The organism is Lacihabitans sp. CS3-21 (assembly GCF_024343675.1).
In the GTDB taxonomy this organism is placed as follows: domain Bacteria; phylum Bacteroidota; class Bacteroidia; order Cytophagales; family Spirosomataceae; genus Leadbetterella.
The window spans coordinates 79,311-97,892 of sequence record NZ_RJUD01000008.1; the positions used below are offsets into that span (position 1 = coordinate 79,311).

16 protein-coding genes are annotated in these 18,582 nt (G+C 35.0%); 10 read left to right on the plus strand and 6 right to left on the minus strand.

Annotation, left to right across the window (positions count from 1 at the left end):
• The first annotated feature begins 197 nt into the window (after positions 1-197).
• Genes rsmG through EGI24_RS07150 form a run of 5 tightly spaced genes read left to right on the plus strand, consistent with a single transcriptional unit; the run spans position 198 to position 2,648 of the window.
• Positions 198-818, plus strand: coding sequence for a 16S rRNA (guanine(527)-N(7))-methyltransferase RsmG (gene rsmG / locus EGI24_RS07130; RefSeq protein ID WP_255047744.1), 621 nt, complete (start codon positions 198-200; stop codon positions 816-818).
• 2 nt (positions 819-820) lie between these two features.
• Positions 821-1,513 (plus strand): M10 family metallopeptidase domain-containing protein, encoded by a 693-nt coding sequence (locus EGI24_RS07135; protein ID WP_255047675.1) that lies wholly within the window; start codon positions 821-823, stop codon positions 1,511-1,513.
• 45 nt (positions 1,514-1,558) lie between these two features.
• Positions 1,559-1,894 carry a hypothetical protein gene (locus tag EGI24_RS07140; RefSeq protein WP_255047676.1) on the plus strand — a complete coding sequence of 112 codons (336 nt, stop codon included), beginning with the start codon at positions 1,559-1,561 and terminating at the stop codon, positions 1,892-1,894.
• Positions 1,895-1,929: 35 nt separating this feature from the next.
• Complete coding sequence (locus EGI24_RS07145) at positions 1,930-2,271, plus strand: hypothetical protein (RefSeq protein ID WP_255047677.1); 342 nt, start codon at positions 1,930-1,932, stop codon at positions 2,269-2,271.
• Positions 2,272-2,297: 26 nt separating this feature from the next.
• Positions 2,298-2,648, plus strand: coding sequence for a hypothetical protein (locus EGI24_RS07150; protein ID WP_255047678.1), 351 nt, complete (start codon positions 2,298-2,300; stop codon positions 2,646-2,648).
• Between the two features lie 5 nt (positions 2,649-2,653).
• On the opposite strand, the gene EGI24_RS07155 is transcribed toward EGI24_RS07150, so the two are convergent.
• The 5 genes from EGI24_RS07155 to xylA form a co-directional block, all read right to left on the minus strand.
• Positions 2,654-2,887, minus strand: a complete 234-nt coding sequence (locus EGI24_RS07155; protein WP_255047679.1) for a hypothetical protein — start codon at positions 2,885-2,887, stop codon at positions 2,654-2,656.
• 50 nt (positions 2,888-2,937) lie between these two features.
• Positions 2,938-5,274 carry a BamA/TamA family outer membrane protein gene (locus tag EGI24_RS07160; protein ID WP_255047680.1) on the minus strand — a complete coding sequence of 779 codons (2,337 nt, stop codon included), beginning with the start codon at positions 5,272-5,274 and terminating at the stop codon, positions 2,938-2,940.
• Positions 5,271-10,064 carry a translocation/assembly module TamB domain-containing protein gene (locus tag EGI24_RS07165; protein WP_255047681.1) on the minus strand — a complete coding sequence of 1,598 codons (4,794 nt, stop codon included), beginning with the start codon at positions 10,062-10,064 and terminating at the stop codon, positions 5,271-5,273. Before EGI24_RS07165 ends, EGI24_RS07160 begins: the two co-directional genes overlap by 4 nt.
• Before the next feature lie 97 nt (positions 10,065-10,161).
• Positions 10,162-12,879: a CotH kinase family protein gene (locus EGI24_RS07170; protein ID WP_255047682.1), complete on the minus strand. Its 2,718-nt coding sequence runs from the start codon at positions 12,877-12,879 to the stop codon at positions 10,162-10,164.
• A 236-nt stretch (positions 12,880-13,115) separates the two neighbouring features.
• Positions 13,116-14,456: a xylose isomerase gene (xylA, locus tag EGI24_RS07175; protein WP_255047683.1), complete on the minus strand. Its 1,341-nt coding sequence runs from the start codon at positions 14,454-14,456 to the stop codon at positions 13,116-13,118.
• Positions 14,457-14,651: 195 nt separating this feature from the next.
• On the opposite strand from xylA, the gene EGI24_RS07180 reads away from it, so the two are divergent.
• The 5 genes from EGI24_RS07180 (at position 14,652) to EGI24_RS07200 (ending at position 17,992) form a co-directional block, all read left to right on the plus strand.
• Entirely contained in the window at positions 14,652-15,611 is a 960-nt protein-coding gene (locus EGI24_RS07180) for a YafY family protein (protein ID WP_255047684.1), read from the plus strand.
• On the plus strand, positions 15,589-16,065 hold the full coding sequence (locus EGI24_RS07185; RefSeq protein ID WP_255047685.1) for a YdeI/OmpD-associated family protein: 477 nt from the start codon (positions 15,589-15,591) through the stop codon (positions 16,063-16,065). The genes EGI24_RS07180 and EGI24_RS07185 overlap by 23 nt, the downstream gene beginning before the upstream one ends.
• 301 nt (positions 16,066-16,366) lie before the next feature.
• The gene (locus tag EGI24_RS07190; protein WP_255047686.1) at positions 16,367-16,861 is read left to right on the plus strand and encodes a DinB family protein; all 495 of its coding nucleotides are present in this window, start codon (positions 16,367-16,369) and stop codon (positions 16,859-16,861) included.
• Positions 16,862-17,201: 340 nt separating this feature from the next.
• Positions 17,202-17,690 (plus strand): hypothetical protein, encoded by a 489-nt coding sequence (locus EGI24_RS07195; protein WP_255047687.1) that lies wholly within the window; start codon positions 17,202-17,204, stop codon positions 17,688-17,690.
• 101 nt (positions 17,691-17,791) lie between these two features.
• Entirely contained in the window at positions 17,792-17,992 is a 201-nt protein-coding gene (locus tag EGI24_RS07200) for a helix-turn-helix transcriptional regulator (RefSeq protein WP_255047688.1), read from the plus strand.
• Here EGI24_RS07200 and EGI24_RS07205 read toward each other — a convergent pair.
• Positions 17,989-18,573, minus strand: coding sequence for a DUF1080 domain-containing protein (locus EGI24_RS07205; protein ID WP_255047689.1), 585 nt, complete (start codon positions 18,571-18,573; stop codon positions 17,989-17,991). The two genes, EGI24_RS07200 and EGI24_RS07205, sit on opposite strands and share 4 nt — an antisense overlap.
• Positions 18,574-18,582 lie beyond the last annotated feature (9 nt).

Consider the following 18,582-nt stretch of genomic DNA (forward strand, 5'->3'; position numbering starts at 1 on the left):
GAACCTAAAGTGAAACAATGGAAAAAGAGTACCTCCTGCAATCAATTCTCACTATGGAATATTAAAAAGTAAAAACTACAAAAGTTTGTAAAAACTATTTCGAATTGGGGCAAACAAATCGCTAATTTTAGTCAATTCCAAAAATCTAGATTATTAATTTATTTTATCTTTGTAAAAAAAATACACTTTTGGACAGCATAGATATTATTTTAAAATACTTTCCTGATCTCACAGAAACTCAGAAAGAGCAATTTGGGCGTTTGGGTGAGCTTTATGAACTTTGGAATGGACAAATCAACGTTATTTCCAGAAAGGACATGGAACATCTTTACGAAAAACACGTTTTGCACTCCTTGGGAATTGCCAAAGTTTGCAGTTTTGTGGACGACACCGACATCTTAGATGTGGGCACTGGAGGCGGTTTTCCAGGAATTCCATTGGCCATTATGTTTCCAAACTGTAACTTCCATTTGGTAGATTCAATAGGCAAAAAGATAAAAGTAGTGACCGAAGTGGCCAACGCTTTAGGTCTAAAAAACGTGAAAGCGGAACACCAGAGAGCTGAAAACATTCATGGAACCTATGATTTTGTGGTAAGTCGAGCTGTTACAAGAATGGCTCCTTTTGTTGATTGGATCAAACACAAATTCAACAAAAACCATTTCAATCCATTGGATAACGGCATTCTTTACCTCAAAGGTGGCGATTTGGAGGAAGAATTGGCTGAAGCCAAAAGAAAATATACGATGTACGATTTGCCAAGTTTCTATGAAGAAGAATTTTTCGAAACGAAAAAAGTGGTTTATCTACCTTTCTGATTATGTCAGCAATAGCCACAATAAATTCTGACACTTCACAAATTACCATAGAGGCCGAATTGGTTTTTTACGGAAAATATGCCAGCGATGATTTAGCTCATAAAATTGTTTGGGAAATAAACCAGATGTGGAATGAGCCAAGTGCGAAACTACAGCTTGGCTCCCGGCTTTTTGATATTGTTTTTGATATAAAATTTGAATGTTTAAGTAATTCTGAAGTTCTGTTGAAGGTTCTGAACAATACAGATTATGCTGTTAATTTTATAAGAATTGAGGACAAAAACATTGCTGAACGCTCCATGATGGGCTTTGGATTGGGTGAAAACTCTGGCCACTGGCTCATTTCCGACCAGCTCGGAGAAAGTACCACCGCCGCACACGAATTTGGCCATGCTTTAGGCTTGCCACATCCTGATCAACTCGATTTTAGATTTTCAGGCAACCCGCCCATTATGGCACCGCGGGGTACGCTTGTGGATGCTGATTTCCAATGGAATCCTTTAGCCGAAGCTGGTACTATTGGCGGAACTATGCGACCGATTTTTAGACGCGTAAGGGCTGGTGAGGTACTACAAGTTTTAAAAAATCTAAATCCTGAAAGTACAGAAAATGTAAAAATTGGAAAACTCACGAATCAACTATTTGATGAAGTAGCTAGACCTGTAACATTAAATCAAGACTTAACAATTGAATAACAAACTTTTAAATACCAAATTGGTCTAAAGACAAAAGCTTATCTTATGAAAAACTTAATAGTTCTTTTCATTTTCTTTTTAATGACTTCTTGTGTCAGTACATCACCGAGTAGTAACACAAACAATCAGACCAGTGTAAGCCCTGAAATACAAGCAAGAAAAAGGACTACCGAAATGAAAAATGTTTTGGGTTTAAATGCTGCACAAGAGGAAAAAGTTCTTTTAATAAACGTAGTAAACTTTAGCCTTTTGAAAAAATTGACAGAAAGCAATCAAACCAGCCAAATACCATTGACATATGAAAAATATAGAATGGAGATAAAGGAAGTATTAAACCCAGAACAATATAGTAAGTTTTTAGACCAATTTGGGAATTTGTAGTTACGATTTTGTACATTGATTAAAATTTATATCTCATGAAAAATATTATTGTTGGTTTAATTCTATTAGCAGGAATTGTTTCTTGCGTTCCAAGTGCTACCCCGACTTCAAGTGTGCCAAAAGCTGTGGAGTATAGCCCTGAAACAGAAGCTAGGGAACTAACTACAAAAATGAAAACCAAACTCAATCTAGATACTCCTCAAGAGGATAAAATATTGATGATTAATGTGGTTAACTATAAGATATTAAAAAGATTGCGTGAGAACAACGAAACAGACAAACTATCAAGCACCAAAGAGAAGTTTCATCAAGAATTAAAATCTGTACTTACAGAAAGCCAGTTTGAAAAATTTCTTGTAGAATTTCCCAATTTGTAGTATTAAAATTTCCCTGATCTCGTAAAATGGAATTCGATAATATCATAAGAGTAGAAACTAAAAAACTTATGGAAGGGCAAACTTATAGGGCTGTTCGTGAGGAATTATTGGATAGATTTTATCCTGAGGATGCTCTTAAAATAGCGACAGAAAGTTATAAAAACTTCAAGAAAGAAAAAGTGAAGTCTTTTTTTAAATATTTATTTATCAATATTTTAGTGCTTATTGTGGTGTATTTCATCGCACCCAAGAGTCATGCATTAAAACCAAAAATCGGTTACATTGTATGGGGTTCATTAATCATAAAGACCATATACGATTGGTATAGAATTCGAAAATCCGATAAGGAATACAACGAAGTAACTGAAAGTCATTAATTGGGCTATTTCGCTACACTGATAAGAGATCCATAAGTTACCTTTTTCGTATTGATAAAGGGCATCTGAACAAAAGCAACTACATCAGAATCTTTGCTCTCTACTTTTTTTACGATTGTAGGATACTTAACACCTAATCTAATATTTTGGTATTTTTTTGAAGAAGAATAGGTGACTTTTTGAGCCTGAGATAGATTTGAAAAGAAAATTACTACGGATAACACTAAAGCGTATTTCATTATGGTTTGTTATTGTTTTAACCCGATAACGAATCTATTCGTAAAATATTCTAAAATGGCAATCCAACTGCAAAATTCCATACTACATTTTCTTTTCGCCAAGCCTTATTGCCTAGGCTAATATCTTTGAGAACCCACCTGTCGCCAACTGGCAACCAAGGTTTTACAACTGGTGTAGCTACATCAATACGGAAAATTATAAAAGAAAAATCAAAACGAAAACCAAGCCCCGTGCCGACTGCCAATTCTTTATAAAAGTTTTTGCTAAACAATGCTCCATCACCATAAATATACTCATCTTTGTACATCCACACATTGCCCGCATCTACAAATACGGCCGTATTTAGGAAACTATTAAATTTAAAACGTACTTCAGTATTCAGTTCAAGTTTTACGTCACCTGTGTTATTACCCAGAAATTGCTCCGCCAAAGTACCCGTTCTGGCGTAAGTTCCTGGCCCTACACCTCTGGCTCTAAATGCCCTCAAAGAATTGTTTCCACCTACAAAAAATTGATTTACGAATGGCAACTGTAACGAATTGCCATACGGTACTCCTAGTCCGACAATGGCCCTATTTGCCCAAGAAATAGTGGGATTTACATCATACTTAAATCTAATGTCGTTTTCTAATCTTACAAATTGAGAGAAATATTCTCCAAAAACTCGCCCGGTTTTTTCTGGATCATTCCTTATTTTATCATATAAACCAAAAACATTTCCAGCAAAATCAAAACTGCCTCTGTAAGAAAAGTTAGTCTTTTTATATTGCTTGGGATTTACCGAAATTTCATAACCTCCGCCTACAATAAATTGATTTTCGAGGATTATCAGTAGCCTCGGATCCGCAAAAATTTCTTCAATAAATACAGTGCTAATGTTTGAGGACTTAACGAGATTTACTCCGATTGGGCGAAGCGAATGTTCTATTCCTTTGCCTCGAGTCCAAACATAGTTGAGTGATCCACCTGCAGAATTTAAATTATAAAGGCCAGTTTTTATAAAACTTTCATAGCCCAGTTTTATTTGTGTTTTGGGCAAAACCTTGCTTTCTTCAGGGTCAATTTTGATGAACGGAGCCACAAAACGAGGAATATTAAACTGGGCATCGGCACCCACACGATAGTTGTCGCGGTATTCACTACTTTTATTGCCCCCGATTTGTATCTCAAAATTGGCATTGGTCGACAACTTAAAAAACTCCCCACGCTTAAAAGTATTGATATTCTGCCAGTTAACACTCAACTGCGAACCTGCCAATCCGCTCGAACGGGTAATGGCGTTGGCCTCAATTCTGAGCGATTTCTTTTTGTTTGTTTGTAGATTATAATAAACATCTATCAAGGTGGAATCCAGACGATTAACTACTTCAAAATGACTTTTGATGAACTTAAAATTGGACAACCCTATCAAACGATTATTGGTAATAGACTGTAAGTCAGAGTTAAAAAATGTACCTGGACGGAAGGCAATGGCATCAGAAAAAATATCTTCCTTGTACTTTTTGGTAGGATCATCGAGTATTAATCCCCTAAAAAAATCGAGAGAATTGGGATTGGTATTCGAAAGTATGTCGGTTTTGGTATCGATATTTACATAAATGTCATTGATCTGATAACGCCTTTTCGCTTGTTCGGAAATGTCTGGTTTTGGACCAACTTTTAGTACAACCATTTGTGGTTTAATGGTGGTATCGGCCTCTATACCAATGTAATCAGGCTTGAAATAAAAATACCCTTCGTTTCTTAATTCCCTGTCCATTTCAATTCGAGATTGCTTCAATGAACTTAAATCAAAGTAATCTCCAGGCTTAAACTTTGCCGAGGCTATTTCAAAATCTTGTTCAAATTTACTGTCTCCTTTTACGATAATAATAGAATCAATACCGAAACGACGGTTAAGCGTGGCGGTATATTCGGCAGACGCCAAAGCTTTCTTTTCCTCCAATTTCCAGTCAACATTGGCATGAAAATATCCTTTAGACTTTAGAATTGATTCAAGATTTTCTGCGTTTTTTTCAACCAAAACCCGATTGATAAAAACAGGCTCTTCTGTTAATTTTTTCTTCAGCCATTCTTTAAAATTGTACCAAAGTTTAAATTTCCCTTTACCTTCAGAATTACCAAAGAAATAATAAAAACCTACTTTATAGGGGTATTTACTCAAAAAAGGCAGCGGAAGCGTAGTATTGGGCAAAGGTCGTGTAAACGAAAGTAGCTGCTCTTTGAGTGCGGGAATTTTTTCAGAATCAAGACTATCATTTTTTATAATCTTTATCGTGGCACCAGCATACAGTTTTTCACCTGCAGGGAGTTTGGAAGCTACCTTACATGAACTCACCGCAATGCCCAACAAGCCTAAAACCGATATGTATTTTATAAACTTCATTTGCGTTTCATCAATTCCTTCCAAGTGTCGTAATCTATGGCGAAAATAAAACCCACCCCAGTTTCTACTACTGAACCTTCAATAACCATTTGGGTGAGATTTTTCCTAAAAACCTTCACCCTGTATCTGCCATCTTTGGTTACTTGCCAATTGGCCTCAATGTTGTCGAAAATCTCGTCTGATTTCAAGTCCTTGTTTTCTAGCTCGAAGTTTTTACCTACCGAAATTGATATCCTGTCGTTCGCCAGTTTTTTACTTACTCCAAGATTTAGATTTGTATTTCGCTCATCATTTAAAGAATTATATCCTGACTGCAGGCCCAAATCCAAATCAATACCTTTGATGAGCCCAGAAGCATAATTATCTAATTGACTAGAAATCAAGTCACTAACCTTTTGTCTGGCGATATTCTCTACATTGGTCAAATTCTCACCAATTTGACTTGCATTAAACCCTCCGCCTACCAAAAGCATGATGGCATTTCTGCTGATATTTTCTTGATGTCTCCTAAATTCTTCATCGTTGTTAGATTTTGTTCCATTGTCAGCAATAATTCTAAATCCTTCATTTGATAAATCGTTTTTCACATCACCCACATCAGAAGCTTTGGTCACCAATTCAAATTTGATGTCAGGCGAGGATAATATACCCAAAACTCTTAAATCTACCCTCATAGGTACATTTAATCTTAGATTTTTTAGCCTTTCGGTAATTTGTGTATCGCTAAATGGGTAAGAGGATAGATTTTTTTTACCTGCATTATACTCTGCCGTGATATCTAGGTTTGCAGACATGGGATCACCAGACCACACAATATAACTATTACTGTTAGAATTAATTGTAAAAGCCTTTCTGATCGCCTGATAGGTTAAATCATACTTTCCATTATCAATATCATATCTACCCAAAATAAACAAATCACCCGTATTATCAAAACCCACATTGAGTTTTCCTTTTCCATTAACACTCATCAAATCTCCAGTAATAGGGTCCATAAGTATCTTCAAGGTAGCTTTTGAAGGCACATCTACGTTAATGTTTACTGCATTTGCATAGTTCAGAACACTCTTTTTGTTCTCAATTTTTCGTGTTTCTGGATTATTAAAATCAACAAACTTTACAACATTCTCGAGTTCTGTGGTGGCATTGGTTTCGTCAGACAGTAAAAGTGTGATGTCAGTTTTATCTTTTACCTCAACGTCTCCTGTTAATCTAAAATCAAGGTTTCTTCCGTTCAAAAGTAAATCACCACCTAGATATCCAACCCCATAGAACAAATCATTTTGCCCTTTTTTGGCATTAATGAGCTTAAAATCTTGGGTTTTTATGGCTAAATCATAGCTGTAGTCGGGAAGAAATCCCAAGTTTATTTTACCGTCAACATCCATCTTTTGGTTGTTTTCGTCTTCCAAGCTTATATGGTTTAAAACAACATTTTGGTTTTCAAAAAGCAATTTTTGCTTGTTCAGTTTCAACTTGGCACCTGTCTCTACCAGTATAAATTCGAACTTACCAAAAGTTACTTCTCCTTCAATATTTGGTTTTTCGGTAGAGCCTTTTACAGTAAATTCACCCAAAAGATTGCCATTTATGCTCGTTATGTTATCTTTCACAAAATATTGAATGGCCACCAAATCGACATTTTTTATATCTACTTTAAAGTCTAATGATTCTTTTTTCTTTGGATAATAATAACCTTTGATGTCCAAATCTGTCGTCTCACCTTTTAGCGTAGCCGTAAGGCGGATTTGCTCCATAGAATTGCTTTCCGCTTTGCCTTCCAAGGTTCCTAATTTGGTTTTATTTAACTCAAATTCAGTCACCAAAACATCTCCGACAAAAGACGGATTGCCTTCCATATAGTTTAATATTTCTAGATCAAGATCTGCATAACCTGCCACAAATGAGGAGTCTTGCAAAAATGCCTGAGCAAGGAAGTTGAGGTCAATGTTTTGCGAAAAAACATTGAGCGGACCGTTAGGCTTATCGCTAAGACTGTTAAGCCTCAATATCTGGTCTTTTGACGTGAATATCACATCATTGACAAGAAAGCCTGCAGAGCTATAGCTTATATTTCCGTAAGGATTACCAGCCCAAGGCTCATAATAAAGCATGCTGCCGTCCTCATCAAAACTGATTTGGAGTTGATTATTTACACTTTGAACAGAGCCTGTGAGCGAATGTATGTCATTATCCACAGAATCTTTTACAGAAAGGTCAAAGCTTCCTATGTTGTTTTCAAGTTTACCCACCAAACTCGCATTTCTGATTCTTAAGTTATTATTGGTAATTTGCTTGGTATTCAACTGATATTTTAAGGCTTTTCGGTCGCCTACATAGTCAAAAACAGTATTGTAAACCTTAATAGAGTCGTATTGCAAAAATGGAATTATTACATTTCCTGATATCGGAATGTTGCCTTCGCTTTGCAGAGTTGCATGAACAACCACGTCAGAAAATGATTTTATAGCAGGCAAAAAAGCACTAAAAACAGGATCATAAGAAACTTTGCCGTCTAACTTAAAATTATAGGACTCTTGTGTGGGTGGAGCTTTAAAATTAATCAGGTTGAAATAATTATTGATTTCATTCAGCATAATGGTTTGTAGCTGATTGTAGTTAAAATTTCCCGCCAAAGAAAGGTCTAAAAAAGATGTGGTTACCTCCAGTTTTTTACTCGTTTCTGTGGAGGATGTTAAAACGGTTATGTCCCCAATGGGAAATAATTTATCGTCTTTATAAACATTAATGTTTTTACCTTTAAAGTCTATAAATGGCGACTTGGGGTCCAAAACAATGTTATTTAAGGCAATATCGCCTTTGATTTCGATATTCTCCTTGGTAATTCCGAGTTTTTGAAGGTTCACAAAATCCAACTTTGTGGTACCCTCAAGCTGAATTTGAGGTTTTGACAAATCCACAATGCCATCCCATTTAAAGCTAGCACTTGGGTCATTAACAGTAATTTTTGTATCTAACATCTGTTTTTTCAAGTCCCCTGAAAACGCAATATTCTGGTATTTTTTACCTTCATAAAAAGCTTCTGAAATATTTCCAGAAAGCACAACGTTTGCGGTTTTTAGGTCAGTACCCGAGCCTTTGAATTCTATTTCGGAGCTTATGGCTCCCAAAGCAGGATTTTTGATTAATTCGCCTACTTTATACCCTTTGGTATTCAATTTCCCAGAATAAACCAAACCTCCCGATTTATTGATGAGGTGGCTGTTTAATTGTGCAAATCCTTGCTCAGAAGTAATAGAAAGATTAGAAACAAAGTCTGCAACTTTGCCCTTCACAGTACCACTCAGAACAAAATCGTTGGGGATATTAATGTTCTCGGGCAAAACACCAGAAGGGACAATTCGTTCAATGTCTGCCTTAGATGAAACCAATTTAGAGATATTTAAATCAAAAAAGGGATCACTAAAATTCTTTATGCTACCAGAAAAAGCCAAGCTCGAATTTTGAATTCCTCGAAGAAATATTTTATCTAGCTTTACCGAAGAAATATCACCAGCAATACCCCCACTTAGAATAATTTTATCTTTTGAAATATTCTTTAAATAGGCATTTTTTGAAATATTTGTATTAAAAAACAAAGCATCAGATGCAGATAAACTACTAGAGATCAACTTGAAAGCAAAAACGCTTTTAGCCAAATTAGCCTTATTGAGTTCAACTTCACCGCTAGCCTCCAAAGCTGAATTGTTCGTTTTTAAAATAAGATCAGATAAAACCAGCCTTTGGTTTCTATAAACCGATTTAGCTGTTAATTCCTTTATTTCAAAACCTGATTTTTCTTTGGCCATTAGTTTAGAAATCTCCCCCTCAAGATTTGCTTTATTGTACTTAATTTTTGAGGCCTTAAAAACCAAGTCAGATAAATTCAGGTCTTGGAAATTAATTTGACCAACCACACTTTTGGGAGATTTTGTATCTAAAATTGTTATTCTATTGCCATTTACGGCCAAAGAATTCACCGAAACTTCACTTTTAGGTAAATCTATTTTATCTAACACTACTGCCAAATTAAATTTACTCCCTTTGGTCTTGGAACTCCCAAAAGTCAAATCCCAGTTGAAATTTTCAGAGCTAAATTCCTTAATCTGAATATCAGGAAAAACACTTGATCCGTTGGACTTAGAAGGCTTCGATTCTGATTTACCAAAATTGGCAGTCAGAAATACATTTTTGACTGAAGTATTTTTAAGAAAAAACTGATTTTTATGGAGTTCAATCTTAGAAAAACCCGTATTCAAATCCCCAAAAACAGCTTCTAATTCTTGAATGGCCTTTTTGTCTGAATACTTTACTCTTAAATTTTTTGCCAATAAAGTCTCTAGAGCATACTTAACAGGAATGGCCGTCGTGTCTTTAGGTCCTTTTGAGGAAAAAGCAATTAGTGCATATTCATAATTAAAGACCGAGTCGCGTTTATAAATATTTAAAAGCGAGCCTTCTAGTTCTAATTTATTAATTTTCAGATTATTATCCAGATAAGCCAACATATCTACATCGATATAAGCACGCTTGGCAGACAATAAAGTATCAAGACTTTGGTCTCTTATGAGCAGGTTTTCAATATTTACCCAGTCAGGAAAACCATAAGATATATTTCCTGTAACAGGTGTTTGAAGTCTTTCGGAAAGAAAATTCGTAACAAAATCACTTAACCTTTTTTGTCCAGGTTTTGAATTGAAATATAAAATCAAACCCACAGCCAATGCCAACAATATAAATATTAATATTGCAAGAGTTTTTAAAGTACGTTTTAAAACCACTTGGGCCATATGTGAATTGGGAATCTTACTACAAAAATAAGCTAATATGCCTATTTATAACGCTACAAACAGGCATTTAGCTGAATCTAATTTTATATTTTCGTCATCAATTTGCTACCGTAAGAAAATCGCAAAATATATTATCCTGATTTCTCAACTTAAGTACATAGAAATAGGTACCTGATTTTATATTATTGATATTATCAAAAACAATATTCATTTTACCTAGATCCTCAGAATTTTGAATCCTATGCGGTTTTTCGAGGCCATTTTTATCAAATATTTTTAGATATTCCAGCTCTGCATTTTCCAACATTCGCAATTCGAATTTTTCATTTTTCAAATCATCGTTGGGCGAAATCCCTCTAGAAATTTCAAAAAAACGAATTGGAGTAGTTTCTACTTTTTCAATTAATTGCTCATCACTTTTATGGGCAATGGTTTCATAAATGGCCGAAATAGTAGTGTCTGAAGTTATATTTACTTGCAATTCTGTTTCAAAAAATTGCTTTTGACCAATCATCCAGTAAGAGAATTTTTTAGATTCAGCATCTAAAGGTTTGATGTTTAATAGGCTATTATCTTCTTTGAAAACGCTAAAAGATCGATTTTCTAATTTATTATCAATTGAAAGCTCAGCCACAAACGGATTCAAAATTTTAACTTCATTGAAATTTGTTCCCAATTCAGATTTCAACTGTGCTCTAATTATATTTGGTCTCATTTTTAAGTAATCCAAAACAACTTGACAATTTTGCTCCCAAGCTGTTTTTGATTGAATGATATTCCACCTTGATAAATGTTTTTCCATTTCTGGTTCATACAGTTTCTTAATGTCTAAGAAAACCTTTGAGCTATTTTCATATTTGAAATTTTTATCTAACAATTCCGAAAACCTTTCAATAAATTGTTTCTTAAATGTTTGATTTTGAAGGAGTTTATTAAAAATAAAATTCTCTGACCTATTTATTGCATCGGCTAAATTGTTATGGGAAACATTCACCGTTTCACCTAATGAACGATCTGCATCAAAAAACACCCAACGCCATTTACCATCATTTGGAGGACTGTCAGATTTATTGGTTTTCACACGCCAAAGTCTTACATTATTTTGAGGCCAGTCAATATTACCTACAAATATGTGTGCTATTTGGAAGTCGATAAAATTTTCCATGTCTATCAACAACTTGGCTTTTTCAAAATTTGATGCATCCTTAAAATTGTTACCTTTGAAAAAAGTCTTCATCTCATTATAGGCTGTAATATCGCCATATTCCAACTCTTCAGGGCCGTCAAAAACCACTTTTATCATGTCCACATTGCCCTTATCTACGCCATAAACTTTGTTGAGGTAATCGTTATCTACCCTATCTCTTAGGTTATGAATTCCCCAATATTCCCCATTGATATATACAATGCTCGGCCTAAATTCCTGAATCGGAATTTTCAAATCCTTAACCATTTGGTGAATAAAAACGTCTTTAAACAAAGTTCCATTATAATCATTTCCGCTATTACGAAGCACTAAACTACCTTGATTGGTGGTTTTTTCTTTTCTAATAAGATCATATTTGTCAAAATTATCTTCGGAAAATAGCTTGAAAGATTTGTAGGGAAACGACCTGCTACATCCGCCATGAATTCTTCCCGTTATGGGTTGCGAAATCTTTTGAACTGAATTTTCGAAAAACTCAAAACTGGCGTCTTTCTCCCAAAGAGAGGAACGATTAGTATAATTACCAATGGTACAGAGAGCAGTGACTTCGAATGAAGATCTCCTAAAATTATCAAAAGTACTACCTGCCACGTACATACCTCTTTCATAATCAAATAATTCATCAGGATTAAATGCCAAGGATACAATCGGAAATGTGTAAGGGCTCTTTTTCGTGGTTTCAAAAAAGTAGGTATTGCTTACAATTTCACTGGGTAGTTTACCCTTTTTGACTGAAATAGCTCTAACAACTTGAGCCTTAGGAATTTCTACACGCGGCAAATAAGTGGCTGATCGGTCAAAGGTACTTGGAATCAAACTGTATCTATTTTTACCTAAATTTGCTTCCGATATTTCAAGTTTGTTTTCATACAGAAAACTTTGCTTTTGGTCACTGAACTTTTGATTTACAACTGGGTCACCCGGATTCTCTTGATAATTCTTTTTGAATTCATACTTAACTCCGGCGGTGTTATTTGGAGAAGGTTCGGATCCGTCGAGCGTATAATAAATGTCCGCATTGCTTAAAAAACGTGAAATTTTCAAGCCAAAAGAACTAGAATTAAAACCTCCTTCTTTTGAAAACTTAGGAGCTTTCGAAATTTTCTTAGCTGGAGTTTGCTCACTATTGCTCGCTTCAGGGCTAGGTTCTGAAAAGTATCTCAATCGCCTAGCTCCATTTGAAATTCTACCATAGGAAATATTTTTCCTGAGTGCGGGATATTCAAACTTATCCGAAACACTGCCCGAAGCCGAAAACAATTTGATGGTTTCACCATCATCATCGAGGCTGAAATTTAAATGTCTAGGCCCAGCAGAAACATTGCCACTTGCAATGAACAACAAAAACCCTTTTGCTGGAATTTTTAGACCTGTATTTGGGAATATAAACTTGATAGAATTATCGTCAGATATACCCATTCCAGCAATGTCCACTTCCTGGTCGCTTGAATTATAGAGTTCTATCCAATCCTCGAACTGATAAGCAGGATTATTGCGTACTCCCTGATTATTGGCTAAAACTTCGTTTATCTTGATTTGCCCAGAAGATAATGTAACGGCAAAAAGAGCAAACAGGATTGTCTGGTATATTTTTTTTGTCCCAATCATTGTAAATATTTTTTCGAATTTTTAGAAAATTTTAATTACGAAATATATTTCAAGATGGTAGTATAAGGTTATTTTGTAGAATTACGGTGTAAAGGTAAAAAATGCATCATAAACATTTGCGAGAAATTCTAAAATTTTATTTCATGCAAATTAAAATACGAATGAATAACAAAAAACAGCCAACCCATAATGAGCTGACTGTCTACATTTTATGCTGAATAAACAATTAAAAAGGCTTATATATACTGATTGATAATCATTTCCATGAGCTCTTGCTTACCTGATATTTGAGCTGGTTCACCTACCTCTTTGGCTATTTTTGCCAAGTCTTCAAGGCTCAATTCTCCTTTCTCATATCTCGCCCCATTGCCAGTATTAAAAGATGCGTAGCGGTCGTCACGCAACTTTTTGTAAGGCGATTTGGTAAGAATGTCGTTGGCAACCAGAAGAGCACGAGCAAACACGTCCATACCACCTATGTGAGCTATAAATATATCTTCGAGATCCGTAGAATTTCTTCTTGTTTTGGCATCGAAATTTATACCACCATGTTTAAAACCATCTGTTTCTAATATAATCAGCATGGCTTCAGTCAATTCGAAAACATCAACTGGAAACTGATCTGTATCCCATCCATTTTGGTAGTCACCACGGTTGGCATCAATTGAAGACAACATACCTGCATCAGCAGCCATTTGGAGCTCATGAGCAAAAGTATGCCCAGCCAATGTAGCATGGTTTACTTCAATATTTAAACCGAAATCTTTTTCTAATCCTTGTGCTCTCAAGAAACCAATAACCGTCTGAGCATCAAAATCATACTGATGCTTAGAAGGCTCAGCTGGCTTAGGTTCAATGTAGAAAGTACCTGTAAATCCATTTTTGCGACCGTAATCTCTAGCTGTTCTTAAAAACTGTCCTAAATGATCCAGTTCTTTCTTGGTTTTGGTATTCAAAAGCGACATGTATCCTTCTCTTCCTCCCCAAAATGTATAACCCATTCCACCCAATGCAATGGTTGCGTCGATACAGCTTTTAACTTGAAAACCCGCGTGAGCCACTACATCAAAGTTAGGATTGGTAGAAGCCCCATTCATATATCTCGGATTCGAAAACAAATTAGCAGTTCCCCAAAGCAATTGAGCTCCTGAGGCCTTTTGCTTAGCTTTTGCGTATTCTACGATTTTGGCCAAATTACTTTCATATTCTGCCAAAGAGTTTCCTTCTGGAGACATATCGACATCGTGAAAACACCAAAATTCAGTTCCTAGTTTTGTAAAAAATTCGAATGCAGCATCCATTTTGTCGTGTGCAGCTTGAAGTGCATTGGCATTGGCATCCCACGGAAATACTTTGGTACCTGGACCAAACGGATCACCACCTGTACCACAGAATGTATGCCAGTAAGAAACCGCAAAACGTAAATGCTCACGCATAGTTTTACCTCCTACAAGTCTGTTTTCATCATAAAATTTGAAAGCAAGTGGATTGTCCGACTCTCTTCCTTCAAACTTTATAGGTTCTTTTATAAATGGAAAATATTCCTTATCGCCTAAAGTAACTGTTAATTTTGACATAGGTTTTATTGCGTTTTGAAGTAAAAATATAAATTTTTCTTATTAAGTGTCAAAAGTACAATTAAAAATAATTGTTTCAAAATAATATTAATTAATTTTTTTAAAAAATAATTACTAAAATATTTAGCCATTTAAAATAATTGAAAAGGAATCAAATAGTTTTAATTTTGAACAGATATTATATTAAAATCTTATATGAATCGTCTCGACCGATTGACAGCAATTTTAATTCAACTTCAATCTAAAAGAATTGTAAAAGCTCAAGAAATAGCCGAACGATTTGAAATAAGCTTGAGAACTGTTTATAGAGATATTCGCACCTTAGAACTTGCGGGAGTACCGATTATGAGCGAAGCTGGAATTGGATATTCTTTAATGAAAGAATACAGACTTCCGCCAGTTCAGTTTACTACAGATGAGGCAGTTGCTTTCTTTACAGCAGATAAAATTTTGGCTAAAATTGGAAATACACAAACCAGAAAAAACTTTGAATCAGGACTATACAAAATAAAGTCGGTGTTGGGTCATCAAGAAAAAGAACTCTTAGATGATGCCAATCAATACATCAGTGTAGTAGAAAACCAATATGTTCCGAATACTTCGGATGTCAAAATCGGTGAAATATTACAAGCCATTATAGATAAAAATATTCTAAAAATTAGATATTTCAGTGCTCAACAATACGAAGAAAACTCAAGAAATATTGAACCCATTGGACTTTACAATCAGTCTCAATATTGGTATCTGATAGCATGGTGCCAGATGCGGAAAGATTACCGGAACTTCAGACTGGATAGAATTCGCGAAATGGAAAAACAAAGCAAAAGATTTGATCAAAAACATCCAACTTTTACTTCCTTTCTGAAACAAACGGCCAAAGAGCATCTTTTGACCAAGATTACTGTGAGAATAGACAAAAACGCTTATCACTATTTGGGAAATCAACATTTCTATATGGGATTTGTGTCTGAAAAGCAAGTTGGAAATCAAATAGAAATGACTTTTCTTTCTTCTAATCTAAATGGATTTTCGCATTGGTATATGTTAATTGGTGGAGAGTCTGATATTCTGGAGCCAGCAATACTCAAAGAAATGGTACTCGAAAAAGTAGAAAATGTAAAAACCAGACTGCATGGAAAAGCCGATCATCAATAAAAAAGTAAAAGTGCAGAAATACCCAGGAAAAGGCGGCTGGACTTACGTGGTTTTGGAATACACTCCTTCTGAGAAAGGAAATTCGCTTTGGGTGAAAGTGAAAGGCACCGTAAACGGAGCTGAAATAGAACAATATAAGATAGCATCTATGAAAAACGGCCTTTATATGTTGCCCCTAAAAGTAGAACTAAGAAAAAAATACAATATAAAGGAAGGCGATGTTGTAGATGTTTGCATCTACTTGGACAAAAGCGATCTAATAGTACCACTGGAAATAATGGAATGTCTGGAAGATTTCCCAAAAGCTCTAGAATTCTTTAACAATATGACTGAAAGCAATAAAAAATATTACATTGAATGGATAGCCGAAGCTAAAAACCTCGACACCAAAGTTAATAGAATCAATAAAATGATAGATAGATTGATGGAAGGAAAAAGAATGTATGATATTTAGTTATTCGCAATTCGTTATTAGTTATTGGTTATTGGTTATTGGTTATTAGTTATTGGTTATTAGTTATTAGTTATTAGTTATTAGTTATTAGTTATTAGGGAAGTTTTATTTTATAATAATAGTTTTCTATCCAAATTTCAATCCTCTAGAATTAATAAATTTCAAACACTACTGACATAGGGCTGTCATTTCACATAATTAGTTTTGCTTCATAAGAAATTCGGATCAAAATCGAATCTCTCGATAATTATCGAGACGTAAATCGGATCAATCTAAAATCGTAAATCAAAACAATCAAATCATGATCTCATTTATTGAAGCTTTTAAGAAAGAATTGGAGGCAGAAGCCATCCAAACACGCAGAATGTTGGAAATAGTACCAACAGATAAAATGGATTGGAGACCACATCCAAAAAGCATGAACATTAAAACATTAGCCACTCACTTGGCTGAGATTCCGCTCATGATAGTGATGGGCCTAAAACATGACAAGTGGGATTTTGGAAACTCACCCTATAAGGCTGCCAATTGCAACAATACAGAAGAGTTATTAGCCTGTTTTGATGATTGCATTGCAGAGGCAAGAATTGCTCTTGATGAATCAACAGACGACATTTTGCAAAATCCTTGGGTGATGTGTTCTGGAGATCAAGTTTGGCTCACGTTAGAAAAATGGGAAACTTTCCGGCACGCTATGGGACAAAATGCTCATCACCGAGCTCAGCTTCAAGTTTGTTTACGCTTGCTAGGTATCCCTGTCCCAGGCCCTTATGGCCCAAGTGCTGACGAGATGTAGAATTTACAGTTAACCAAACTCTTGTCAAAACAGGCCTGAATTAGACAAAATCTAAAATTCAGGCCTGTTTTTTTGATTATAATCTATAAATTAGGCGTATTTTTTTGAATTCAATGTAAATGAGGTTTCCCTAATCGAATTTGAAATTAATTGAAATCTCAAAACGTACGAATTCCGAAATAAATTCTTGAAGCTTAGACCAATATCAATGAAGTTTTGAGATAAAAAACTATATAGGTTTCTTGATTTTGAAAATTTTTTTGTAAATTTTATTTGCTATTAAGTAAAGTATATTTTACATTTGGTAAATTATTCTTTACAATAGTAAAATTACAAGAAAATGAAATCAAGATTTTTGTTTCCGCATCGATTCAAACTCATGGGTTGGATCATCGCTATTCCTGCTTTGATATTAGGTGGCTTCGTACTTTTTAATGATTTGAGTCTCGATTTTCTAACCATCAAATTGCCCTTCAAATATTACTTTTCAGATAGTTTTGTGATAGGTTCGAGTAAAACCCATTTCAATGATGAAGTTTCAGTATTGAACTTTACAGACGAAGTTGCGGCAATTGGGAGTATTATTGGCCTAATACTCATAGCCTTTTCTAAGGTAAAAATCGAAGACGAATATGTGACAATCACCCGACTAGAATCTCTTCAGTGGGCAATTTATTTTAATTTTAGCCTTTTGATATTAGCCACGGTTTTTGTTCATGGAATGGCATATTTCCAAGTCATTATCTTCAATATGTTTACGCCATTGGTATTTTTCATTGTCAGATTCTACTTTATTCTTTTTCTAAAACCTCGTTTTGAGAAAAACTAAAATAACGATTAAAGCTAAACAATCATGAAAAAGTTCAAAGGCTCATTGATATCACTTTCAATCTTTGGGTCTTAGCGAATTTGCATGAAAATAAAACCGAAATGAAAAATAGAATAAGAATAGAAAGAGCCATAATGAACATCACACAGGCTGATTTGGCAGAAAAGATAGGCGTAAGCCGTCAAACCATCAATGCCATGGAAAGCAACAAATATGTACCCTCCACAGTTTTAGCCCTTAAAATTGCCAGACTATTTGGCAAAACTGTAGAGGATATATTTGAACTAGAATTCGAAGACTAAATCTCGGCCAGAAGTATTTTGCTATACTGAATGCTCATGTTATTGCCAGGGTGCAACTGAATTCCTATTGGACCAGAAGCTGGTATCTTTTCAGAGACATAGGTCATTACTTCTTTCCCATTTAGCCAAACAGTGTAGGTTTTATCCACCACTTTTATTTTTATGGTATTCCATTCGCCCACTTTCAATATTCCATCCGTTTTCGCTTCTGAAGGATATCGCAATCCTGGAATATAGGGCGATGCCGTAAGATCTCTTTTGAGCGAACCCGAAATTCCGATTTGAATTTGGTCATTTTCCCCCCTCAAAAAAACACCCGAATCCACTACGCCACTCACATCTTTATAGGTTACTTCAACAATAAAATCTTTGTACGATTTCTCTGTCCAAAGTATGCTTCCCTTGCGGTCGTCGCTACTTTTTACAAGGAGCATTTTGTCTTTCACCGTCCAATTATCATAGTTTGGCTGAGGAACTACCCAACCGCTCAAGTTTTTCCCATTAAATATCTTTTTAAGTTTCTGCCCAGAAACCACTACCGAAAAACCTAAAATCAAGAAACAAAGAATTGCTTTTTTCATGAGAAAATT